This is a genomic window from Curtobacterium sp. Csp1 (assembly GCF_013347185.1).
This window is the reverse complement of the sequence record NZ_CP054594.1, coordinates 3,410,938-3,433,025: the sequence shown is the minus strand read 5'-3', so window position 1 is coordinate 3,433,025 and position 22,088 is coordinate 3,410,938. Positions and strand designations below refer to the sequence as shown.

The 22,088-nt window shown below is 73.7% G+C and carries 17 protein-coding genes, 1 other RNA gene and 5 pseudogenes; 5 read left to right on the top strand and 18 right to left on the bottom strand.

Translation table 11 applies throughout. The features are described from left to right. Positions 1 to 369 precede the first annotated feature (369 nt). From HUN58_RS16495 to HUN58_RS16485, 3 genes and pseudogenes are all read right to left on the bottom strand, one after another. Positions 370 to 3,128: pseudogene (locus HUN58_RS16495) on the bottom strand (bifunctional [glutamine synthetase] adenylyltransferase/[glutamine synthetase]-adenylyl-L-tyrosine phosphorylase). 16 nt (positions 3,129 to 3,144) lie between these two features. Further along, positions 3,145 to 4,421 (bottom strand): annotated as a pseudogene (locus HUN58_RS16490) (glutamine synthetase family protein); the annotation flags it as partial. A gap of 36 nt (positions 4,422 to 4,457) precedes the next feature. After that, the gene (locus HUN58_RS16485; RefSeq protein ID WP_114850897.1) at positions 4,458 to 4,637 is read right to left on the bottom strand and encodes an SPOR domain-containing protein; all 180 of its coding nucleotides are present in this window, start codon (positions 4,635 to 4,637) and stop codon (positions 4,458 to 4,460) included. Positions 4,638 to 5,095: 458 nt separating this feature from the next. Here HUN58_RS16485 and map point away from each other — a divergent pair, with 458 nt between their 5' ends. From map to rnpB, 3 genes are all read left to right on the top strand, one after another. Continuing rightward, positions 5,096 to 5,959 (top strand): type I methionyl aminopeptidase, encoded by an 864-nt coding sequence (gene map, locus HUN58_RS16480; protein WP_180225204.1) that lies wholly within the window; start codon positions 5,096 to 5,098, stop codon positions 5,957 to 5,959. 14 nt (positions 5,960 to 5,973) lie between these two features. After that, positions 5,974 to 6,729 carry a polyphosphate--glucose phosphotransferase gene (gene ppgK, locus HUN58_RS16475; protein ID WP_114850898.1) on the top strand — a complete coding sequence of 252 codons (756 nt, stop codon included), beginning with the start codon at positions 5,974 to 5,976 and terminating at the stop codon, positions 6,727 to 6,729. 142 nt (positions 6,730 to 6,871) lie between these two features. Then, an RNA gene (gene rnpB / locus HUN58_RS16470) (RNase P RNA component class A) lies at positions 6,872 to 7,168 on the top strand. Positions 7,169 to 7,267: 99 nt separating this feature from the next. Here rnpB and HUN58_RS16465 read toward each other — a convergent pair. From HUN58_RS16465 to HUN58_RS16420, 12 genes and pseudogenes are all read right to left on the bottom strand, one after another. Beyond that, positions 7,268 to 7,645: a zinc ribbon domain-containing protein gene (locus tag HUN58_RS16465; protein ID WP_208745592.1), complete on the bottom strand. Its 378-nt coding sequence runs from the start codon at positions 7,643 to 7,645 to the stop codon at positions 7,268 to 7,270. 213 nt (positions 7,646 to 7,858) lie between these two features. After that, a complete protein-coding gene (locus HUN58_RS16460) occupies positions 7,859 to 8,764 on the bottom strand; it encodes a Nif3-like dinuclear metal center hexameric protein (RefSeq protein ID WP_208745591.1) in 906 nt (301 codons plus the stop codon). 65 nt (positions 8,765 to 8,829) lie between these two features. Continuing rightward, positions 8,830 to 9,864: a hypothetical protein gene (locus HUN58_RS16455; protein ID WP_180225201.1), complete on the bottom strand. Its 1,035-nt coding sequence runs from the start codon at positions 9,862 to 9,864 to the stop codon at positions 8,830 to 8,832. A gap of 115 nt (positions 9,865 to 9,979) precedes the next feature. After that, a complete protein-coding gene (locus tag HUN58_RS16450) occupies positions 9,980 to 10,561 on the bottom strand; it encodes an alpha/beta hydrolase (RefSeq protein WP_217488545.1) in 582 nt (193 codons plus the stop codon). A 27-nt stretch (positions 10,562 to 10,588) separates the two neighbouring features. Further along, positions 10,589 to 11,476, bottom strand: a complete 888-nt coding sequence (locus tag HUN58_RS16445; RefSeq protein ID WP_208745590.1) for a helix-turn-helix transcriptional regulator — start codon at positions 11,474 to 11,476, stop codon at positions 10,589 to 10,591. A gap of 157 nt (positions 11,477 to 11,633) precedes the next feature. Continuing rightward, positions 11,634 to 11,783, bottom strand: a complete 150-nt coding sequence (locus tag HUN58_RS20645; RefSeq protein WP_254631528.1) for an ATP-binding protein — start codon at positions 11,781 to 11,783, stop codon at positions 11,634 to 11,636. A gap of 17 nt (positions 11,784 to 11,800) precedes the next feature. Further along, on the bottom strand, positions 11,801 to 11,992 hold the full coding sequence (locus HUN58_RS20640) for an ATP-binding protein (RefSeq protein WP_254631527.1): 192 nt from the start codon (positions 11,990 to 11,992) through the stop codon (positions 11,801 to 11,803). Beyond that, positions 11,989 to 12,327 (bottom strand): STAS domain-containing protein, encoded by a 339-nt coding sequence (locus tag HUN58_RS16435; RefSeq protein WP_114850903.1) that lies wholly within the window; start codon positions 12,325 to 12,327, stop codon positions 11,989 to 11,991. The genes HUN58_RS20640 and HUN58_RS16435 overlap by 4 nt, the downstream gene beginning before the upstream one ends. Before the next feature lie 17 nt (positions 12,328 to 12,344). Next, on the bottom strand, positions 12,345 to 12,980 hold the full coding sequence (locus HUN58_RS20635) for an MFS transporter (protein WP_254631701.1): 636 nt from the start codon (positions 12,978 to 12,980) through the stop codon (positions 12,345 to 12,347). Between the two features lie 76 nt (positions 12,981 to 13,056). Then, positions 13,057 to 13,398, bottom strand: a pseudogene (locus tag HUN58_RS20630) (MFS transporter); the annotation flags it as partial. A 282-nt stretch (positions 13,399 to 13,680) separates the two neighbouring features. Next, positions 13,681 to 16,204: pseudogene (locus tag HUN58_RS16425) on the bottom strand (phosphoenolpyruvate carboxylase); the annotation flags it as partial. Positions 16,205 to 16,307: 103 nt separating this feature from the next. Further along, positions 16,308 to 16,970, bottom strand: coding sequence for a heme oxygenase (biliverdin-producing) (locus HUN58_RS16420; protein ID WP_180225200.1), 663 nt, complete (start codon positions 16,968 to 16,970; stop codon positions 16,308 to 16,310). A 60-nt stretch (positions 16,971 to 17,030) separates the two neighbouring features. On the opposite strand from HUN58_RS16420, the gene HUN58_RS16415 reads away from it, so the two are divergent. Then, entirely contained in the window at positions 17,031 to 17,873 is an 843-nt protein-coding gene (locus HUN58_RS16415; RefSeq protein ID WP_180225199.1) for a siderophore-interacting protein, read from the top strand. Positions 17,874 to 18,038: 165 nt separating this feature from the next. Next, positions 18,039 to 18,545, top strand: coding sequence for a GIY-YIG nuclease family protein (locus tag HUN58_RS16410; protein WP_254631700.1), 507 nt, complete (start codon positions 18,039 to 18,041; stop codon positions 18,543 to 18,545). Positions 18,546 to 18,581: 36 nt separating this feature from the next. Here HUN58_RS16410 and HUN58_RS16405 read toward each other — a convergent pair whose 3' ends face one another. The 3 genes and pseudogenes from HUN58_RS16405 to HUN58_RS16395 all read right to left on the bottom strand — a co-directional run bounded on the left by HUN58_RS16405 (position 18,582) and on the right by HUN58_RS16395 (position 22,010). Next, a complete protein-coding gene (locus tag HUN58_RS16405) occupies positions 18,582 to 19,970 on the bottom strand; it encodes a GMC family oxidoreductase (RefSeq protein WP_208745589.1) in 1,389 nt (462 codons plus the stop codon). Positions 19,971 to 20,111: 141 nt separating this feature from the next. Continuing rightward, positions 20,112 to 21,281 (bottom strand): annotated as a pseudogene (locus tag HUN58_RS16400) (alpha/beta fold hydrolase); the annotation flags it as partial. A 69-nt stretch (positions 21,282 to 21,350) separates the two neighbouring features. Next, the gene (locus HUN58_RS16395; protein WP_208745587.1) at positions 21,351 to 22,010 is read right to left on the bottom strand and encodes a TetR/AcrR family transcriptional regulator; all 660 of its coding nucleotides are present in this window, start codon (positions 22,008 to 22,010) and stop codon (positions 21,351 to 21,353) included. Positions 22,011 to 22,088 lie beyond the last annotated feature (78 nt).

The window sequence follows — 22,088 nt, the reverse complement described above, 5'->3', positions numbered from 1 at the left end:
GAATGTCCTCCTCTTGAGGTCGCACCCGTGTCCGCACTGCTGCTGACAGCAACAGGGTGGACCGGTCCACGCGGGCGGCACGTCACGACGTGGTCGCCAGACGACCGGGAGGCACGGTGCACCTCGACGAAGAACCCCCGGTCAGCAGGTGGTCACCCCTGTTCGGGGGTATCCGCGGGAACGTTCCCCGACACGGTCCGGACGACCCTGGTCACGGTGCGGTCACGATCCCCCCTGCGGGAGCTGACGGGGTACACCGCGGGCAACGACGGGGGACGTCGCGCGACATCGCGAATTCACTTTCGACGACACGTCACCTTGCGCCGAAACGTGTCGGCCCGGGCGTGTCGCGGTCGGTGCGACGCCGTGTCAGGCGCCGTAGAACTCGCGCTCGAAGACCTGGCGGGCCCGCCGGGTGACCCCGAGGTAGTCGTCCTCGAGCTGCGACGCCGAACCCGGCGGGTACTCCATGAGCCGCGCGACGCCCTCGAGCTGCACCCGGTCGACGGGCAGCACGTCGGTCGTCTTCCCCGACCAGAGCACCAGCGCGCTGCGGGTCCGCGACGCGAAGCGCCAGGCGGCCCCGAGGCGCTCGGCGTCCTCCGGCCCGATGAACCCGGCGTCCGTCGCGGCGGCCAGGGCCTCGAGCGTCGAGGTCGTCCGGAGCCCCGGGACGTCGGTCGCGTGCTGCAGCTGGAGGAGCTGCACGAACCACTCGACGTCACTGAGCGACCCGCGTCCGAGCTTGAGGTGGCGGGCCGGGTCCGCGCCCCGGGGCAGCCGCTCCGACTCCACGCGGGCCTTGATGCGGCGGACCTCGCGGACCTCGCGCTCGTCGATGCGCTGCGGGTAGCGAGTGCGGTCCGCGAGGTGCTCGAAGTCGCGGAGGAGCGCCGTGTCCCCCACGGATCCCCGGGCGCGGAGGAGCGCCTGGGCCTCCCACGTGAGCGACCAGCGGGCGTAGTAGGCGCCGTACGAGTCGAGCGTCCGGACGACCGGCCCGTTCTTGCCCTCCGCGACCTCGCGCACGATCGCCTGCGCCGCGCGCGATGCCTGCTCGCTCGGCAGCGACTCGGGTGCCCGGTGGACGTAGAGCACGTCGGCGTCCGAGCCGAAGCCGAGCTCCCGGCCGCCGAAGCGACCCATCGCGATGATCCCGAACTCGAGCCCGTCGGGGGCGTCCCGGCGCGCCAGGGTCAGGGCGCCGGCGAGCGTGGCCTCGGTGACGTCGGTCAGCGCGGGTCCGAGGGCGTCGACGTCGAGGTGCCCGAGCACGGCGGCCATGCCGAGGCGCAGGGTCTCACGGCGGCGGGCGGAGCGGACGAGCGCCGCGGCACCGTCCACGTCGTCCCCGTGCCGGGCGGTCGTCGCGGTGACCTCGGCGAGCAGCGACTCGAGCGGCCGCGGGCGCAGGAGCGCCTCGGGTTCGTCGAGCCAGGCCACGGCCTCCGGGAAGCGTTCGAGCAGCCCGGCCAGGAACGCCGACTCGGACAGCACGGTCGTCAGGGAGTGTGCGGCGCCGGACGAGTCCCGGAGCATCCGGAGGAACCAGCTCGACTCCCCCAGGGTGTCGCTGAGCCGGCGGAAGGCCAGCAGCGCCCGGTCCGGTGCCGGACCCTCGGCCATCCAACGGAGGAGCACCGGGAGCAGGTTGCGCTGGATCGTGGCGCGCCGGCTCGTGCCCTGGGTGAGCGCGCGGATGTGCCCGAGCGCGCCGGCGGGGTCCGCGAACCCGATCGCCCCGAGCCGGTCGGCCGCCTGGTCGCTCGTCAGCACGATCTCGCCGTCGGTCGCGGCCACGGCGGACAGCAGCGGTCGGTAGAACAACCGCTCGTGCAGCCCGCGCACCTCGAGCTTGACGCCGCGGGGCGAGGACACGCAACTCCTCCTCGTCGCTCGGCATGAGGTGCGTGCGCTGGAGCCGCCGGAGCTGGATACCGAAGCGCGCGGCCTCGGGACGACCGACGTACCCGGAGGCCGTCAGGGCGTCCATCGCCTCGAGCGTCGAGCGCACCCGCACGCTCTCGTCGTCCCGCCCGTGCACGAGCTGCAGCAGCTGCACGGTGAACTCGACGTCGCGCAGGCCGCCGGGCCCGAGCTTCAGCTGCCGGTCGACCTCGGCGTCCGGGATGTGCTCGGTGACCCGCTCACGCATCCGCTGCACGGACTCGACGAACCCCGGTCGGCCGGCCGAGCTCCAGACGAACGGGGCGACGGCGGCGGCGTACCGCGCACCGAGGTCCCGGCTGCCCGCGATCGGCCGGGCCTTGAGGAGCGCCTGGAACTCCCACCCCTTCGCCCAGCGCTCGTAGTACGCCACGTGCGAGTCGAGCGTCCGGACGAGCGCGCCGTCCTTGCCCTCCGGGCGCAGGTTGGCGTCGACCTCCCACAGGGCCGGCTCGGCCGCGAGGTCGGTGATCGCGTGCGTCGCCGCGATCGCCAGCCGAGTCGCGATGAGCACCGCGCGGTCTGTCCCGACGCCGGTGTCCGCGTCGTCGTCGCGCGTGGGTTCGGTGACGAAGATGACGTCGACGTCGCTGACGTAGTTGAGCTCGCGCGCACCGGCCTTGCCCATCGCGATGACGGCGAGCGGGGTCGCGGCGACGTCGGCCGCGGGGAACGGGACCTCGCGCCGGGCGACGTCGACCGCCGTATGCAGTGCGGCACCGGCCAGCAGGGTGCAGCACGTCGAAGAGCGCGATCTGGGCCAGGTGTCGGCGGTACCGGACGCGCAGCCGGAGTCGGGCGTCCTCCCCGATCGTGCCGTCGACGGCCTCGGCGAGGGACGCCTCGTACGCCTCCTGCGTCCACGGCGCCGTCACCGGGTCGAGCAGCAGCGCGGTCTCGGCCGGACGACGGAGCAGGAACTCCCCCAAGCCGACCGAGGCACCGAGGAGCCGGACCAGGCGCTCGGTCGCGGCCTCGTCGGCCAGGACCGGCCGGACCTGGTCCGGGGCACGCTCGAGCAGCCGCTCGAGCGCGCGCAGCGCGCCGTCCGGGTCGGCCGTCGACTCCCACAGGGCCGGGGCGTCGCTGACCGGCACCCGCACGTCAGGGCCGAACCGTGCCTCCAGGCCGGCGATCCGTTCCAGGCTCTCCGACAGCTCCGCGAAGCCCAACCGGGCCATCTCGGAACGGGACGCCGAGGTTGGTGTCGAGCTCGAAGGGCGTGACCTGGTCGCGGTACGCCTTCCACTCCTGGCGCTTGTTGAGCAGGACGTAGTTGAAGACCTGCTCGCCGAGCGTCTCCGCCACGAGCTCGGAGTCCTCCATGAGGCCGAGGGCGTGGTCGAGGCTCGCCGGGAGCTGCTTGTAGCCCAGGGCGCGGCGCTCGGCGTCGGACAGGCTCCAGACGTTGTCCTCGGCCTCCGGCGGGAGTTCGTAGCCCTCGTCGATGCCCTTGAGCCCGGCCGCGAGGAGCAGCGAGTACGCCAGGTACGGGTTCGCGGCGGAGTCGACGGCACGCGGAGCAGCGCCGACCGGTTGTTGTGGCCCCAGGTGACGAACGAGGGGGCCTCGTCGCCGCCCCAGAGGCGCTTGTACGAGTTCACGAACTGGTTCGTGACCGCGGTGATCTCCGGCGCGTGGCGGAGGACGCCCGCGATGAAGTGCTTCGCGGTCTGCGAGAGCTGGTACTCGCCGCCCGCTTCGTAGAACGCGTTCTGGTCGCCCTCGAACAGCGACACGTGCGTGTGCATGCCGGAGCCGGGCTGCCCGGAGATCGGCTTCGGCATGAACGTCGCGTAGACGCCCTGCTCGATCGCCACCTCCTTCACGACGGTGCGGAACGTCATGATGTTGTCCGCCATCGTCAGGGCGTCGGCGTACCGGAGGTCGATCTCGTTCTGACCGGGGCCGGCCTCGTGGTGGCTGAACTCGACCGAGATGCCGAGGTCCTCGAGCATCCGGACGGACCGGCGGCGGAAGTCGTGCGCGCTGCCGCCGGGGACGTTGTCGAAGTAGCCGGCGCGGTCGACGGGCTGCGGGCCGCCGTCCTTCCAGTCACGGCTCTTCAGCAGGTAGAACTCGATCTCGGGGTGCGTGTAGAACGTGAAGCCGCGGTCGCTCGCCTTCGCCAGCGTGCGCTTGAGCACGTTGCGGGGGTCGGCGACGGCGGGCTGCCCGTCGGGCGTCGTGATGTCGCAGAACATCCGCGCGGTCGGGTCGATCTCTCCTCGCCACGGCAGGATCTGGAACGTCGAGGGGTCCGGGTGCGCGAGCACGTCGGCCTCGTACGAGCGGGTCAGGCCCTCGATCGCGGAGCCGTCGAACCCGATGCCCTCGGCGAAGGCGCCCTCGACCTCGGCCGGGGCGATCGCCACCGACTTCAGCGTCCCGATGACGTCCGTGAACCAGAGTCGGATGAACTTGATGCCGCGCTCCTCGATGGTGCGGAGCACGAAGTCCGTCTGCTTGTCCATTGACGCCCTTTCCGTGGAGCAGTTGGGATGCTCAGCCTATTGGTCTTCGTCGTCCCAACGCTCGTTGTTCGCCTCGATGCGGTCGAGGGCGTGTTGCGCCTCCTCGCGCGTCTCGAACGGGCCGATGCGGTCGCGCTGCGGGGACTGCGGGCCCTGCTCGACCGCGTGCGTCTTCTCGTTGAACCACCACTGGGACTCGATGCGTTCGTCGCTCATGGCGCCACCGTACCCACGCGCGGCCCGGGTGGGCCGGGCGCGGCGGCGCGCGGCTGCGCGGCCGCGCGGCGCGGCTGCGCATGGCCTGGGGGGTTTCGGGCTGAGCGACACCTCACGCCGTCTGCGCGACGTGAGGTGTCGCTGCGCCCGTGAGGTCGGTGCCGCTCCGGCAGATCGGAGCGGCACCGCCGCGCCCCGCACCCATGGCGACCACCTGGAGGCCCGGTGCCGGCCGGCCGGACCGGCACCGGGCCTCCAGGCGGTCGCTTCCCGACCACGCCGGTCGGGACGGCCCCGCGCGCTCGGGTGCGCGTCCCGAGACGCGCGCTGGCGGACGGGACTCGCCTCCTGGAGCGCGAGTCCCGTCCCCCAGCGCGAGTCTCACCCGGTCGCGCGGCAGGCGCGACGGGCGCGACGGGCGCGACGGGGGCGCGCCACGCGCGGATAGAGTGGTCGGCATGCCCCGGGACGCACACGGACACCTGACCCCCGGCCGGATCTCCCCGCAGCGGGCGGTGCCCCGGGAGATCGAGCGCCCCGAGTACGTCGGACGGGCCGAGCCGCACGAGCACGGCCTCGGCGACACGTACACCCCGGACGAGGTCGAGCGCATCCGGGTCGCCGGGCGGATCGCCTCGCAGGCGATCGACGCCGTCGGTGCAGCGATCCGCCCCGGCATCACCACCGACGAACTCGACCGGATCGGCCACGAGTACGTCGTCTCGCACGGTGCGTACCCGTCGACGCTCGGGTACCGCGGGTACCCGAAGTCGCTCTGCTCGAGCCTCAACGAGGTCATCTGCCACGGCATCCCGGACGACACCATGCTGCAGGAGGGCGACCTCGTCAACATCGACGTCACCGCCTACAAGGACGGCATGCACGGCGACACGAACCGCACGTTCATCGTCGGCGAGGGCTCGCAGGAGGTCCGTGACCTCGTCGACCGCACGCGGACCGCGCTCGAACGCGGCATCAAGGCCGTCGCCCCCGGCCGCCGGGTGAACGTGATCGGGCGGGCCATCGAGGCCTACGCGAAGCGCTTCGGCTACGGGGTCGTCCGCGACTACACGGGCCACGGGGTCGGACGCGCGTTCCACTCCGGCCTGATCATCCCGCACTACGACGCGCCCCACTACGACACGGTCATCGAGCCGGGCATGGTCTTCACGATCGAACCGATGCTCACGCTCGGCGGGATCGAGGCGGACATCTGGTCGGACGACTGGACCGTCTCGACGCGCGACAAGTCCTGGACCGCACAGTTCGAACACACCCTCGTCGTCACCGAGCGCGGCGCGGAACTCCTCACCGTCTCCTGAAAGGCACCATCCCCATGACCTCTCTCGCAGTCGGCGTCGACATCGGCGGTACGGGCATCAAGGGCGCGATCGTCGACGTGACGACCGGTGATCTCCAGACCGACCGGATCAAGAAGGCGACCCCTGAGGGCGGCAAGCCCCACGACATCGTCGCCGTGGCCAAGTCCATCCTCGACGAGCTCGCCCCCGGTGCGGACGTGCCGGTGGGGGTCTGCTTCCCGGCGATCGTCCGCGACGGCAAGACCATGTCGGCCGCCAACGTGTCGAAGAAGTGGATCGGGTTCGAGGCCGAGGCCCTCTTCGAGAAGGAGCTCGGCCGCTCCATCCACTTCGTCAACGACGCCGACGCCGCCGGGTTCGCCGAGCAGCAGTTCGGTGCCGCGAAGGGCAAGGAGGGCCTGGTGGTCGTCACGACGCTCGGCACCGGGATCGGCACGGCGCTCATCAACGACGGGGTGCTCATCGTCAACTCCGAGCTCGGGCACCTGGAGATCGACGGGCACGACGCCGAGTCGCGGGCCTCGTTCGCCGCGAAGGAGCGGGACGAGCTGAGCTGGAAGCACTGGGCGAAGCGGCTGCAGAAGTACTACTCGACGCTCGAGGCGCTGCTCTCCCCCGAGCTCTTCGTCGTCGGGGGCGGGGTGTCGAAGCACCACGAGGAGTTCCTCCCCCTGCTCGACCTGCAGGCCGGGATCATCCCCGCGACCCTGCGCAACAACGCGGGCATCATCGGCGCCGCGACCCTGGCCGCACGGTCGCAGCAGCGCTGAGCGCGGGCGCGGACGCGGGTCGCGCGCCGAACGCGCAGGACACGCCGCGCGCGGTGCGCCGAACGGGCGGTACCGGTCGGGGACGGGCGTCGAGCGCGACAGAAGTGGCACGCTCGGCGACCCGGTGCAGGCACCGGCGCGCACGGCCGGTAGACAGTGCCGAGGAACGTCCGGGCTCCACAGAGCAGGGCGGTGGGTAACACCCACCCGGAGCAATCCGCGAGACAGTGCCACAGAAAGCAGACCGCCGGCGGCGACGTCGGTAAGGGTGAAACGGTGGTGTAAGAGACCACCAGGGGTCCGGGTGACCGGATCCGCTCGGTAAACCTCGCCCGGAGCAAGGTCAGACAGAGGACGACGAGGCTGCTCGCTGAGTCCTCGGGTGGACCGCTGGAGGCCGACGGCAGGACAGAACCCGGCGTACGGCCGGCCCGTTCGCACACAGACCACACAGGACGTGCGCATGCGCGCACATGACGGACGGGAGGCACGGTGCCAGCTGGCACCGTGCCTCCCGTCCGTCGCGTGGTCGCGCTGGCTACAGGCCGGACTCGGCGGTCCGCACCAGGATCGCGTCGCTGTCCGGGCAGAGCACGACGTCGTCGGGCGCGGCCTGACGGATGGTCTGCAGGTCCGAGTTGGTGAGCGTCACGCCGGACGCCGTGGACACGCCGCCCTGCAGCAGGGAGGCGCCGAAGCCGTAGCGTGCCCGCTGCCGGTCGTACAGGGCGAGCAGGTCGGCGGGGACCTTCGCAGCGACCGCGGCACGGCTCTGCACCGCGGCGTCGCGGTCGGCCTCGACGCGGGCGATCTCGGTGTCGCGCTCGGCGACAAGGGTGGCGCGCGAGGCCTCGACGTCGGCGAGCTGTGCCTCGATGTCGCCGACCCGGGCGCGGTGCACGTCGAGCTGCTCCATCACCTCGAGCCCATCTCGCTCTGCAGACCGGCGGCGTCCTTCGCGTTCGAGACGTTCTGCAGCATGGTGGTGTCGCGCGTGATCCGGGCCTGCGCGGTCGCGGTGTCCGACTCGAGCCGGGCGAGGTCGCGCTCGGCGTCCTCGACCCGGCCGGTCGCGGCGGCGAGCTCGGCGCGGAGTCCGGCGGCGGTGGTGCCGAGCTCGGTCAGCCGGTCACCCTTCTGCAGGGCGGTGATGCGGTGCGTCAGGCGCGTGACGTCGTTGTCCAGGCGCTGGAGGTGGGGTGGTGGGGGCGACCGGGTCGGCCGCGGGCAGGACGGCGAAGTCCCACGGGTCGGTGCGGAGCTCGCTGACGGTGACGCGGACCCCGGCGGCGCGCCGGAGCTGCTCGGCGGCGACGTCGAGCCAGAGCCACTCGGTGGCCCAGTGCGAGGTGTCGACCAGGGCCGGACCGTCGCCGAGCAGTGCCTGTTCGCGGAACTCGGACGCGGGGTGGTGCCGGAGGTCGCTCGTGACGTAGACGTCGGCGGTCCGGACTGCCGGGTTGCCGAGCAGTGAGTCCCCCGCGCCGGCGCAGAGCGCGACGGTGCGCACCGGCCGGTCGAAGTCGCCGGAGACCCGGACACCGGTGGCGGTCGGCGGCAGCAGGTCGACGAGGGCGCGGGCGAGCGCACCGAGGGTCGTCGGCACGGGCAGGGTCCCGACGCGGCCGAGGCCCGTCGCGGGGTCGGCACCGGGTTCGAGCGGACGCTGGTCGACCAGTCCGAGTCGGTCGGCGAGCACCGCCGAGGTGCCGGTCGTCACGACGTCGGCGTTGGTGTGTGCCGCGAGCAGGGCCGTGCCGCCGCGGACGACGGTCGCGAGGACGTTCCCCTTGACGGTCGACTCGTCGATGGTCGTCACGCCGCGCAGGAGCAGGGGGTGGTGCGTGAGGAGCAGGTCGGCGCCGGCCTCGACCGCCTCATGCGCGGTCGCGGGCACGGCGTCGACGGCGAGGTGCACGTGCTCGATCGTCTGGTCGGCGCGGCCGGAGACGAGTCCGACGCTGTCCCAGGACTCCGCTCCCGCGGCGGGCCACAGGTCCTCGATCACGGCCTGGAGTTCGCGGAGCGTCGGCATCCCGTCAGTCTACCGAGCGCGCTGGCGGCCGAGCGCCGGGACCCGGGCAGGCACGGGCGCCTGGGTCATCGGCGGCCGAACAGCCCGAGGAGCCGGGCGACGAACCGGGACCACCAGCCCGGGCGGGCGTCGGACGCCTGCTCGTCGACCGTGGCGTCGGACGCTTCCGGTGCGGCCGGCAGCGCGACCGCCTCGGGCAGGACGACGGGTGTGCTCGCCGTCATGCCGGCGTGGGCCGTGAGCGCGGCAGCGAAGGCGGCGCGGTCGATCACGGTGGGACCGGTCGCGGGCTGGACGAGCGGGGTCGGGCGGGTGTTCGCGGACACCGGGCTGACCACGGGCAGCGACAGCACCGGGCGCACGGGCTCGGCTGCCGCGGCGACCGACCGGCCGGTCGAGACGTGCGCGGACACGGTCGGCGCGACGACGGCTCGCGCGTCCGGACGGGCCGGGGCGTCGCGGAGGGGCGTCGGGACGGGCGCGGTCGCGGCGCGACGGGCGGCGGCGCGGTCACGGCGGTCTGCCTCGGCAGCGGCGTCGGCGAGCAGGTCGGCGAAGACGGTGTGCGCGAAGGCGCGGGCGGCCTCGACCTCGGCGTCGTCCAGGTGGGCGACGGTGGCCTCCCAGGCGGCGAGGCGGGCGAGGTCCTCGTCACGACGGCGGACCTCGTCCTCGAGCAGCACGATGCGCTCGACCGTGGTGCGTCCGGTGGCTGCGGAGAGCTCGACGGCCAGGTCCTCGATGCGCAGGGCGAGACGCTCCGGCGGCTCGGGGAACGACGGCGCGCAGGCGGCGACGTGGCGGGCACGGTCGCGGCGGCGGAAGGAGGTGGCTTCGGGTGCGACGGCAGCCTCGGCGGCGACGGTGGCCGGCGCCTCGTGGACCGGCTCCTCGTCGATCGGGTCGGGCTGGGTCGCCTCCGCGTCCGCCGGAGCCGTGTCGACCTCGATGTCCGGACGCTGCACGGGCCCGGTGACCGGCGGCACCACGAGGTCCGCGAGGTAGGGCGTGCGCGTCGCCGGCGCGTCCCGGAGCCACTCCTCGACCTCGCGACCGAAGGGGTCCACGAGGGGGGTGCGTGCGCCGGGCTGCGTCTCCATGTGACGAAGGATAGATATCACGCGGCCGTGAACGGCGGACATCCGCGGTGTGTCGCGGTTCACGGGCCTGCGGACGTGGTGTGCCAGCCCGGACGTGAGCGGCGTGTCGGAGCGCTCAGCAGCGCTCCTCGAACGCTGCCAGCAGCCGCCGGCCCTCGTCCCACCGATCGACGCCGCTCACGACGTTCACGTGCTGCCGGGCGCCCACCCGCAGCACCTCGGCACCGATGGCCGCCCCGAAGCCCGTCGCACGGTGCAGCGAGCAGTACGGGTCGTCGTCGCTCACGACGAGCGCGGTCGGCGTCGACACCCGGGCGGTCGGCGCACGGAAGCCCGCGGCGGCCGCGGGGAAGGACGGTGCGTCGGGGTCCGGCGGCGCCACGAGGAAGGCCCCGGCCACGCGGTCGCCGTGCGTCACGAGCCAGTCGGCGACCGCGAGCACGCCGAGGCTGTGGGCGACGAGGACCGGCGGCCGACTCGTGGACGCCACGGCGCGCGACAGTGCCTGCGACCAGTCGGCCGGGTCCGGGTCCGACCACGACGTCGGCGCCGTGCGGACCGCCTCGACCCCGGGCTCGGCCTGCCATCGCGACTGCCAGTGTTCGGGGCCCGAGTCCCAGATGCCCGGGACGATCACCCACGGGTGCCGCTGCGGGCTGCCCTCGCTCCGGGCCGACGGCCGTGGTGCTGCGTTCACCCGGGCAGCGTAGCGAGACCCTGGGTCTCAGCGCTGGAGTGTGTCGCGCGGGTACTCACCGAAGCGCTGGTGGTACGCGGCGGAGAACCGACCGAGGTGCGCGAAGCCCCAGCGCACGGCGACCTCGGCGACCGTCAGCTGCCCCGGGGCCCCGCGCAGCAGTTCCTCGCGGACGCGGTCCATCCGGACGCCGCGGAGCATCGCGTTCGGCGCCGTGCCGACCCGTGCTCGGCGACGTCCGTGGTCGAGATCGGGGTGTGGGCGAACGCGTGCATGTACTCGATCGCCGTCCGGACACGCCAGCTGCCGGTGCGGGAACGTGTGCAGCATGGCGAGTGCGGTCGCGCGGGCGGTCTCGGCCATCGCGATCGGCGACACCGGGCCGCTGCCGAGGATCGTCGATGCGGCGCGCTGCACCTGCGCGTTCCAGGTCTGCAGGTCCTCCCGCCGCGGACGCGCTGCCTGGTCGAAGACGAGCGGTCCGGCAGAACCGCCGTGGACCTCGGAGGCGACGCCCTCGAGGAACCGCTTGTCGAAGTGCACCAGGCTCTGCCGGACGTCCTGCAGGTCGAAGGCGAAGGGGCCGTCCGTCGGGAACACCACGGGCGTCCCGGGGCCGTAGCGGACCTCGTCCTGGCCGGAGCCGATGACGCCCCCACCCTCCGACGTCCAGACGACCACGTACTCGTCCCCGGACGATGCCTGCCCCGCCGCACGGGCGTCGAACACCGTCGAGCGGAAGGACATGACGTCGTCGCCCACGACCCGGAAGCGGTACGAGAACGGCCGGTCGGTGTGCCCGCCGACGAAACCGGCCCCCTCGTACGCCTGCCCGAACATGTCGAGTGCGGCACCGAGATCGGTGCCGGCGGTCTCGAACCGGGTGCGCGGGTCGATCGGGGTGTCGATGCTCATCGCATCCACCGTCCCACCGGCACCGTCCGACGGCCCGCGTGGCGGCGACGGGTGCGCATGGCGGCTCCGCCGGTGCGCAAACCGGATGACCGGGTGCCGTCCGGACAGTCGGTCGAGGGTCGGGGCCGTCCGGGATCCGACAGTCAGGACCCCGTCGTCAGTGCCGGTCGCGCCGCGCGGTCCACCGGTTCTCGTCGCCGACCCGCTCGTAGCGCAGGTCCTCGACGACCATCTGGACGAGCGCGAGCCCGCGGCCGCTCTCGGCGAGCCCCTCGGGCAGGTGCGCCTTCGCCGGGTCGACCGGCACGGGGACCCCGTCGTCGGTCAGGTGGACACGGACCTCGGAGGGACGACGTTCGAGGCGAGCTCCACGAGCGCGAGCTCGAGCGCCATGCGGTCCTCCGCCGACACGTCGGGTTCGCTCGCCCAGACGTCGGCGAGGAAGGTGTGCACCGCCGTGACGTCGTCCGGCGGACACGCGAGGTCGAGGACGTGCCCGCGCATGGCCAGGGTCATGCCCAGTTCGTCACCGCGGCGTCCCCGTCCGGGTACGTCCGCAGGATCTTGTCGATGTTCGAGAGCTTCAGCACCATCTGGACCTGTTCCGACGGAGCCGCCAGCCGCAGGTCACCCCCGGCCTGCCGCGCGGTCTTCAGGCAGCCGACCAGGGCGCCGAGGCCGGACGAGTCCATGAACTCGACGCCGGACAGCTCGACGACCAGACGCGAACGCCCGCCCTCGACCACCTTGGCCACCGTCTCACGGAACGCACCGGCGCTCACCATGTTGAGCCGGCCGCTGCATTCGAGCACGGCGGTGTCCGCCGTTGCCTCGTGTACGACGATGTCCATGCAGGTGTCCCTCCTGATCACTGCGGGTGCAGCTTGCAACCTACCGGGTACCGTCCGTCAGGTGTTCCGGCCTCGCCGGGTGGCGACGACCTGGACGACGCGCCGAGCACGCCGGCCAGCGGGGTCCCGAGCCCGCCGAGACCGAACGTCAGGCCGCCCTGCAGCGCCGCGGCCGTCCCGGGGTGCGCCGCACCGACGTGCTGCGTCCGCGTCATCGCCGCGGGCAGGACGAAGCCCCAGGCGCCGGTCACGACCGCGAGCCCGCACCACACCGGCACCGGCCCGGCACCGGTGAGCGCCGCGACGAGCACGACCGTGCTGCCGACGGTGCCGACGAGCAGCCCGACGGTCAGCAGGGTGTCCTCGGAGACACGGCCGACGACCCGGCGGAACACGAGCGTCGTGACGACCATCATCGTGGCGTTGGTCGCGAACACGAGGGTGTACAGCTGCTCGGAGAAGCCGTACTGCCGCTGGAAGACGAACGAGCTCGTCGCGATGTAGGCGAAGAACCCGATCGTCGAGAGCACCCCGGTCAGGACGTACGCGCGGAACCGCCCGATCGCGAGCAGGTCCCGGATCCGCCGGCCGTTGTCGCGGAAGCCGGTGCCCCCGCGGGACGCCGGGGGCAGCGTCTCGCCGAAGCGCAGCACGACGGCCGCCGCGCGACCCGACGGTGAGCACGGCTCCCCCGGCCAGCGGCGCGACGACCGGTCCGAGGGCGTTGATCGCCGCGAGGGTCCCGAACACCTTCGCCGTGCGGGCCCCGGTGGTGGTGTCCGACACCATCGCGCGTCCGGCCACCGCCGCCGCGGCCCCGGCGAGGCCCTGCAGGACCCGGGCAGCGACGAGCGTGCCGACGTCCGGCGCGACCGCGCAGCCGACCGACGCCAGGGCGAACGCCGTCGTCCCGACGAGCAGGAGCGGTCGCCGTCCGATCCCGTCACTGACCGGTCCGGCCAGGAGCTGCCCCACCGCGAACGCGACGAGGAACGCGGTGAGCGAGAGCTGCACGACACCGGGCGTCGTCCCGAGCTCGCGGGCGATCGCGGGGAGCGCCGGGATGTACATGTCCGTCGCGAACGGTGAGACGCCGACGATCAGCGCGAGCGGCACGATCGGCGGCAGCACCGCTCCGGTGGTCGGTCGGGTCCCCCTGCGCTCCGTCGTCACCCGCGCAACGCTACGCGCCCCGGATCGATTCGACAGTGCGACCGCGGCGGGTGGGTGGTGACCCCACGACGGACGGGAGGCACGTGGCGGGTCCGCCACGTGCCTCCCGTCCGTCAGGGGGTCGCGATCGCGACCCGCGGGGTCACCCGGTGTTCTGCAGGCCGTCGGGTCGGTGCTGCCGGAGGTGCGGATCGCCCGCAGCGCGCGGAGCTGCAGGTGCGACAGGGCGTCGACGTACGGGCTGCGCAGGCGGACGGCGCGGGCGAGCACGGGCCGGTCCTCGAGGACGTCGCTCCCGCCCGAGACCCGGAGCACCCAGTCGCGGGTGCGGAGCATCTCGTCGAGGACCTTCGCGGCGAGGTCGTCACGGTCGGCGAGCTCGAGGTACCGTCGGGCGATCTGCTCGTCGGTCTTCGCGAGCGACATCTCGACGTTCTTGATCATCGCGCCGAACAGCGGCCACTCGGCGTACGCCGTCCGGAGCAGCTCGACGTCGCCGACCGCTTCGAGCGCGGAGCCGAGGCCGTACCAACCGGCGAGGTTGATCCGGGCCTGCGTCCACGAGAACACCCACGGGATGGCGCGGAGGTCCTCGAGCGACTCGACGCTCAGGCCACGGCGGGCCGGGCGGGAGCCGAGGGGCAGGAGGCCGATCTCCTCCATCGGGGTGACCCGGGCGAACCAGGGCGCGAAGCCGTCGGCCTTGACGAGGTCGTGGAACGCGGTCCGCGACACGTCGTCGAGCTGCTGCGCGAGGTCGGCGAACCGGGTCGCCGCGGCGGCGGTGCGGTCCTCGTTCGAGGGCGACGACGCGAACAGCGTGGCCGAGGCCATCTGCTCGAGGTGCCGCGCGGCGATGTCCTGGTCGCCGTACTGGGCGAAGATGACCTCGCCCTGCTCGGTGAGCTTGAGTCGACCGTCGATCGACCCCGGCGGCTGGGCGAGGACGGCTTCGTTCGCCGGTCCGCCGCCACGGCCGAGCGAGCCACCGCGGCCGTGGAACAGCGTCAGCTCGACGTCGTGGTCGCGTGCCCAGTCGGCGATGCGGGCCTGCGCGTCGTACAGCGCGAGGTTCGCCGAGACCGGGCCGACGTCCTTCGACGAGTCGGAGTAGCCGAGCATGACCTCGAGCTTCCTGCCCGTCGCGGCGAGCCGGCGCTCGAACGCCTCGGTGTGCACGGCCTCGTCGAGGATGTCGACGCTCGCGTGCAGGTCGGCGAACGTCTCGAAGAGCGGGATGACGTCGAGCACGGGTGCTGCCTCGACCGATCCGAGGGCCGCGACCGCGAGCTCGTGGACGTTCGCCAGGTCCTGGGCGGACTGCGTGAACGAGACGATGTAGCGGTCGGCGATCGTGCGGAAGACCGCGAGGACCGCTCAGCTCGCCGCCGGCGCGGATCTCGGCGAGGGCCGTGCGGTGCACCTGCGAGTGCTGGCGGACCTCGAGCTCGGCGAGGTGGAACCCGAAGGTCTCGACCTGCCAGACGAGGTTCTGCAGTTCGCCGTTCGCGGTGCGGGCGGCACCGGCGGCGACGAGCGAGGCCTGGATGACGCGCAGGTCCGCGAGCAGTTCCTCGGGTCCGGCGTAGGCCATGCCGTCCTGCCCACGGCGCGTGGCGCGGATGCGGGCGGCGACGAAGAGCAGCGCTCGACGGTGGGTCTCGTTCGGGGCGCGCACCCCGATGCGCTCGGCGACGGCGGGGTCGAGCGACTCCTGCGCGGCGACGAGGGCCTGGAGCCCGGCGTCCGCCGGGGTCTCGGCGGCGTCGAGCGTCAGGGCGGCACCGATGCGGGTGGCGGCGCGGGCGAGCCCGAGCAGGATGTGCTCGGCGGCGATGTCCGCGGCCTGCCTGGTGACCTCGGCGGTGACGTGCGGGTTGCCGTCGCGGTCGCCGCCGATCCAGGTGCCGAACCGCACGAACGCCGGTGCCGTGACGGGCACGCTGCCGGCGTCCTCGCCGAGCAGCCGGTCGTCGAGCAGTCGGTAGACCTGCGGCACGATCTCGAACAGCGTCTGGTCGAACACGCTCATCGCCGTGCGGACCTCGTCGAGCGGGGTCGGCCGGGTCGTGCGGAGCGGCGAGGTGCGGAGGAGCGTCGTGATCTCCTCGAGCAGCCGGCGCTCGTTCTCGGCGCGGGCGGTGGCGTTGCGGGCCGCGTCGCGCTCGTCGATCAGGTCGGTGATGCGCCGGACGGCCGTGGTGACGGCACGGCGGCGGGCCTCGGTGGGGTGGGCGGTGAGCACCGGGTGGAACCGGAGGTCACGGAGCCGCGCGGCTGCCTCGTCCGCGCCGACCTGCTCGACGAGGGACGCGTAGGTGGCGGGGAACGAGTCACCAGCGACACCGCCGTCGTCGCCCCGGGCACGCAGCACGCGCACGCGGTGGTGCTCCTCGGCGAGGTTCGTCAGGTGGAAGTACGTCGTGAAGGCCTGGGCCACGGCCTCGGCACGCTCCGCCGACATCCCCGCGACGATCCGTTCGGCCCGGGCGGCACCGTCGGTGTCGGACCCCTCGTACGCGCCGATCACGGCGGCACGCAGGTCCTCCACGTCGTGCAGGAGTCCGTCTCCACCGGTCTCCCGCAGCACCCGCCCGAGCAGGTTGCCGAGGTACCGGACGTCCGCGCGCAGGTCGCTGTCGACCGCTCCGCTGACGTCGTCCCGTGCGCGCCCGTGGCGCGTCGATCCGTCGATCGCCGTCATGGGTTCCTCTCACGTCCGCCGGGAACGCGGCCCGGGTCCCCAGCAGCGTACCGGCGCGGACACGACCGTGACGACGACCGTCCGGACGGTCCCCGCGTCGGGCTCAGGCGGTCGCCGCGGGCAGGCCGTGGCCGATCGACCGCAGCACGGCGCGGTCGAGTGCGGCGGCCATCTCGACCTCGGCCAGGACGGCGTCGCGCTCGGCGACCGTCCACGGTGCGGCGTCGAGCTCGGCGCGGTAGGTCTCCTGGAACGCGGCCGGGTCGGCGACCTGGTCGAAGATCGTGAACAGGACGCCGTTCGTGTCGAAGCCGAACCGCTCCTCGAGCAGCGCGGCGAGGGTCGGACCCCCGCTGAGGTCGCCGAGGTAGCGCGTGTAGTGGTGCGCCACGAACCCGCCCGGCGAGGTCGCGGCGACCTCGTTGAGCCGCCGGACGTACGCGGTCGTCGCGGCGGTCGGGCAGCACAGCTCCGACCAGTCCGGACCGACGAGGTACTCCAGGTCCGCGGTGATCGCGGGCAGCCGGGTGAGCTGGTTCGTGACGAAGGGCGCCGCGACGGGGTGGTCGACCATTCGCTCGGCGGCCCGTTCGAGGGCGGCGTAGACGTGGGCGTACTGGCCGAGCAGGTCGGCGTAGTCCGCGACGTCGCACTCCCCCGCGAACAGGCCCTGTGCGCCGGACGCAGCCGCCCCGGATGCGGCCGCGTCCGAGCGACCCGCCCGCCGCCGCAGCAGCTCGGAGAACGTCGTCACGGTCGCACCCATGAGGTAAGGCTAACCTCAGTGCTCGGAACGTCAAGCAGTCGACTGACAGGAAGTCCCCCGATGAGCTCCAAGCCCCAGCGCCCGCAGCACGTCTTCGTGGTCGAGCGCACCGAGCGGCTCACGCCGCACATGGTCCGTGTGCACCTCGGCGGTCCGGCGTTCGCGGACTTCGTCGCCGCCGCCGACCCGGAGCGGCTCGCGTCGACGGACCGCTATGTGAAGCTGCTGCTCCCCGCACCCGGCTCCGACCTGCGGCCGCCGTACGACCTCGACGCACTCCGGGCGACGCTGCCGAAGCACGAGCTGCCCGCGCGCCGCACCTACACCGTGCGGGCGGTCGACCACGACGCCGGCACCATCGCGGTCGACTTCGTGGTGCACGGCGACGAGGGGCGCGCCGGCCCCTGGGCCGCCACGGCGCGGCCGGGCGACCTACTCGCGCTCTCCGGCCCCGGCGGCGGCTACGCGCCGTCCACGGACCCCGCCGTCACGCACGTGCTGCTCGGCGACGACAGCGCGCTCCCGGCGATCGGCTCCGCCCTGGAGGCGCTGCCCGCCGCCGCCACGGGCGTCGCCCTGGTCGAGGTGGCCGGGCCCGCTGACGAGCAGCCGCTCGCCCACCCGGCCGGGCTCGACCTGCGGTGGCTGCACCGCGACGCCACCGGCGCCGAGCCGGGCACGCTCCTGCTCGCGGCGACCCGGGAGCTGCCCCGTGCCTCCCGGCCGGTCCAGGTGTTCGCGCACGGTGAGCGGACCGCGGTCAAGGCGATCCGTCGACTGCTGCAGGACGAGTGGGGACTCGAGAAGGCGGACCTGTCGCTGTCGGCGTACTGGGCGCTCGGGCGGGCGGAGGACCGGTTCCAGGAGGAGAAGCGCGAGCCGGTCGGGGTGATCTTCGACTGACCGCAGGCGCGGGCGACCCGGTGGCCGCCGGCGGGGTCGGTGGCTGCCGGTAGCGTCCGGCGGGTGAGCACCTCGTCTGCGGCCCGCTGCTGCGTCACCGGGTGCGGTCGCCCCACGGCACCCGGCACGCAGGGCGTGCTGCCGCTCTGTCCGGAGCACCTCGGGCTGGCGGCCGAAGCCGTCGAGGCCGGCGCTGCGTCCGGAGCCGCGTCCGGTCTGGTGTCCGGTGTGGAGGACGTGCTGCCGGGGCCGTGCCCGGCGTGCGGGTCGCGGCTCGGCGTGCGGTACGCGTCGGGGATGCTGTGCGCCGTGTGCGAGTGGCGCTGGGGCGAGGTGCCCGACGGCGACCTCGCACCGCCGCGCGTGGACGTCGTCTACTACCTGCGGCAGCGCGACGACTTCGGCGACCGGATCAAGATCGGCACGACGGCGAACCCGCGGCAGCGGCTCGCGGCGGTGCCGCACCAGGAGCTGCTCGCGTTCGAGCGCGGCGACCGGACGCTCGAGCGGCGGCGGCACGCGGCGTTCGCGGCGGACCGCTTCGCCGGGACCGAGTGGTTCCGGACCACGCCGGCGCTCCTCGACCACGTCGACGTCGTCGCGGCGGGCGTGCCGGACCCGTGGGTCCTGCACGCCCGCTGGCGGAGCGAGGCGCTGGCGCTGCGGGGCTGAGGCCGCCGGTCCTCCGTCTCGGACGGGTGGGCGGGGTCAGGCCGCGGTGGCGGCGCTCCGGGCGCGGTCGGCGGCCGGGTCGTCGCGCAGGAAGCGGTCGGCCGTGCGGAGCGAGAGCGCCATGATGGTCAGCGCCGGGTTCGCGATGACCGCGCTCGGGAACACCGAGTTGTCGCAGACCCACAGGTTCGGCACGTCCCACGAACGCCCGGCCGGGTCGACGACCGAGCTCCCGGCGTCGAGGCCCATCCGCGCGGTGCCGATCGTGTGCGCGGTGCGCTCGAGCACCCGGACGTCGGTGCCGCCGGCCGCCTCGACGATCGCGGTCATCGTCCGGACGGCGTGCGCCCGGATGGCGTCCTCGTTCGCACCGGGCGAGAAGGTCACGCGCGCCCGCGGGACCCCGTGCTCGTCGAGCTCGTCGGACAGCACGAGCCGGTTGTCGTCGTACGGCAGGCACTCCGCGTTGATGCCGACGCCGGCCGTCCTCGGGTAGTCCCGCATCGCCCGGACGAGCTCGGCGCCGCGCAGCCCGCCGCCACGCACGAGCGTGGTGGCGAACGTGAGCGGCTGCACGCCGAGGGACTGGATGAGGTAGCCGCCGGCGAAGTCCGCGTCGGCGGGTCGGACGAAGTCCTCGGTGATGATCGACGACGGGTAGCCGCGGTACGAGCGCATCGACTCGTCGAAGGTCGCCCAGACCTGCGTCGCGCCGTGCGCGGTGAAGTTCCGCCCGACCTGGCCACTGCTGTTCGCGAGCCCGGTGTGGAGCAGGAGCCGCGGGGTCTCCACGCCGCCCGCAGCGAGCACCAGGGAACGGCACCGCTGCCGGCACTCCTGCCCGTCGCGGGTGTACAGCACCGCGCAGACCCGCCCCTCGGCGTCGAGCTCGATGCCGTGCACGAACGACTCGGGGCGGATCTCGGCCCCGAACGCCACGGCCGCGGGCAGGTACGTCGTGTCCATCGACACCTTCGACCCGTTCCGGCAGCCCTGGTGACACGAGCCGCACGACACGCAGGCCTGGCGGAGGCCGTGGTGCTCCTGGACGCGGTCCTCGGTCGTGAGTGCGACGGGGGCGTCGGTCGCGGTGATGCCGAGCGCCTCGGCGCCGCGGACCATCATGTCCGACGAGGCGTTCCGCGGCGGCGGACCCATCAGGTAGCGGCGCTCCGGGTCCCACGGGTAGTGCGCGGGACCCGCGACGCCGACCTCGTGCTCGACGCGCTCGATGTAGGCGGTGAGCTCGGCGTGGTCGACCGGCCAGTCCTCGCCCTGCCCGCTCTCGGTGCGCAGGCGCAGGTCGTGGACGCTCGGCCGGGGCGTGAAGGCACCCCAGTGCAGGGTCGACCCGCCGACGCCGGTGCCGCTGTTGTTCGGACCGAACGCGGTCGGTGCGGACCCGCCGCTGATCCGCTCGTCCATCCAGTTGATGTCCGCCGGGGCCTCGACCTCGTCGGGCAGGTGGTCCTCGGGCTCGGTGTTGCGGCCGGCCTCGAAGGCGACCGCCGACCACGACCACGTCCACGACCTCGTCGTCCGGGTACCGGCGCTGTGCGTCGAGTCTCATCGTGCTGTTCCCTCCGGTTCCCATGCTTCCCGTTGCCCGGCTCCGAGCAACTGGAAGCCCTGCTTGCGGACGCCGTCGCCACCGTTGGCGAAGCCGTCGTAGTCGATGTCGGACATGGTCGCGGGGTGGGCGAGCCACTGCTTGACCAGGTCCACCCCGGCGTCCTCGAACCACGTCCGGAGCTGCCCGGCGTCGAGCGGACCGTCGGAGCGCAGTCGTCCGGCCGCGGCGTCCTCGAGCGCCGCGGGCAGGTCACCGGAGTCGGCGATCGGCGCGAGCACGTCGAGGGCGGCCCGGTAGGCGTCGGCGTCCGTCAGCATGCCGTCGGCGCGCCACCCGTCCCCCTGACCCGCGGCGAGCTGGGCGTCCAGGCGCAACGCGAGGTCGACCTGCTGCGGACCCGGCTGCGGGACGACGACGCGGGCGACCGCGCGGAGCGTGTCGAGCTGCCGGGCGGTCAGGGCGCGGGGTTCCGTCGCGGGGTCGTCCGGCAGTGCGCGGACGGCCAGGACCCCGCGTGTTCGGGCGCTCACCCGCGGCGACGCGAGCACCCGGGCGGTGTCGGCGGGGACGACCGGGGACGGCGCGACCCGGCGCGACCAGAACTCGCGGACGACGGCGGCCACCTCGACCGGGCGCTCCCACGGCAGCAGGTGGGCGGCGCCGTCGACGACGTGCAGCTCGGCGGCGGGCCAGTGCGGCATCGTCAGGCGTCGCTGGGCGTCGGCGTCCAGGTCGCCGTCCTCGGCACCGGCCAGGACGAGCGCCGGCGCGGGGTTGGGCTCGGCGTCGGCCGACCAGTCCTCACGGCTGCCGCGGAGCAGCCAGTCGCGCCAGGCCCGCGGGTCGGTGCGCTCGGCGTCGTGCACGGCCATCTCGTGCCGGTCCGGCGGCAGCGGTCGGATGCGTCCGTGCTCGGCCCAAGCGAGCATCGACTCCCGACGTTCCTCGGCCATCGGCTCGGGAGCGAGGGGCGAGGCCGCGAGGAGCACGACGGCGCGCAGCCCGAACAGGCCGTTCGCGCCGGAGAGCGTGCGGTCCGCGACCACCGTCGCGACCTTCCCGCCCATCGAGTGCCCCACCAGCGCCCACTCGGTGGCGCCGCTCGCGCCGATGGCCCGCTCGACCGCAACGGCCATCTCCTCGACGGTGGTCCCTGCGCTCGCGGGGCTGCGGCCGCAGCGCGAACTCCTCCGAACTCGACCCGAGGGCGTGGAGGCAGAACGCGGTCGCTGTCATCCTTCGTTCCTACCGGGGCGGAACGGCCGGACCCAGACTGGCGTACCCCGATCCTGTACCCCGTGCTGATCCTGTACCCCGCACTGGGTCCGGTCCCCGCGCTGGGTCCGGTCCCCGCGCTGGGTCCGGTCCCCGCGCCGGGCTGCGGTCAGTCGGTCGGGTCGCCCTCGTAGACCGACAGCAGCGCGCTGCACCGCCGACTCGACGCGGGCGCCCTCGACGAGGAGCGACAGGGCCTGAGCCACGTGGGCGGGCACCCCGGCGCGAGAGCAGAGCATCGTGAGGTGCGCCTCGAGCTCGGCGTGGCCGTTGATGAACGCGCAGCCGCGCCAGCCCTCGTCGGCGAAGCACTGCTCCAGGTAGCCGAACACCCCGAGGACCTCGTCCCGCGGGTCGTCGGAGGCCGCCGCGATCCCGTCGAGAGCGCGGCGCCAGGCTCCGTGCCACCGCTGCAGCACCGCGACGACGAGCGCACGCTTCGTCGGGTAGGCCGCGGTGAGCTCCGCACGGGTCAGCCCCGCCCGCTCCGCGACGTCGTCGAGGGTGACCGGGGTTACGCCGCGTTCGGTGAACAGGGCGTCGGCGGCACCGGAGGCCCGTCGCTGGACGGACGTCTCGCGGTCGGTCCGGACGAGGGTCGGGGTGACGGTGCTCATGCGCTCTCTGCTGGTCGACGGGGTTGGTTCGGGCGTTCGTGCGGGCTCGCCCGTGCGGTGAGCCTACTGACCGGGCAC

Bases quoted from the DNA above. Each gene is read 5' to 3' on its own strand.
- HUN58_RS16485 (WP_114850897.1), bottom strand. From the start codon at position 4,637: ATGAGCGACGAACGCATCGAGTCCCAGTGGTGGTTCAACGAGAAGACG.
- map (WP_180225204.1), top strand. From the start codon at position 5,096: ATGCCCCGGGACGCACACGGACACCTGACCCCCGGCCGGATCTCCCCG.
- ppgK (WP_114850898.1), top strand. From the start codon at position 5,974: ATGACCTCTCTCGCAGTCGGCGTCGACATCGGCGGTACGGGCATCAAG.
- HUN58_RS16465 (WP_208745592.1), bottom strand. From the start codon at position 7,645: ATGGAGCAGCTCGACGTGCACCGCGCCCGGGTCGGCGACATCGAGGCA.
- HUN58_RS16460 (WP_208745591.1), bottom strand. From the start codon at position 8,764: ATGCCGACGCTCCGCGAACTCCAGGCCGTGATCGAGGACCTGTGGCCC.
- HUN58_RS16455 (WP_180225201.1), bottom strand. From the start codon at position 9,864: ATGGAGACGCAGCCCGGCGCACGCACCCCCCTCGTGGACCCCTTCGGT.
- HUN58_RS16445 (WP_208745590.1), bottom strand. From the start codon at position 11,476: ATGAGCATCGACACCCCGATCGACCCGCGCACCCGGTTCGAGACCGCC.
- HUN58_RS20640 (WP_254631527.1), bottom strand. From the start codon at position 11,992: ATGACCCTGGCCATGCGCGGGCACGTCCTCGACCTCGCGTGTCCGCCG.
- HUN58_RS16435 (WP_114850903.1), bottom strand. From the start codon at position 12,327: ATGGACATCGTCGTACACGAGGCAACGGCGGACACCGCCGTGCTCGAA.
- HUN58_RS16420 (WP_180225200.1), bottom strand. From the start codon at position 16,970: ATGGGTGCGACCGTGACGACGTTCTCCGAGCTGCTGCGGCGGCGGGCG.
- HUN58_RS16415 (WP_180225199.1), top strand. From the start codon at position 17,031: ATGAGCTCCAAGCCCCAGCGCCCGCAGCACGTCTTCGTGGTCGAGCGC.
- HUN58_RS16405 (WP_208745589.1), bottom strand. From the start codon at position 19,970: ATGGACGAGCGGATCAGCGGCGGGTCCGCACCGACCGCGTTCGGTCCG.
- HUN58_RS16395 (WP_208745587.1), bottom strand. From the start codon at position 22,010: ATGAGCACCGTCACCCCGACCCTCGTCCGGACCGACCGCGAGACGTCC.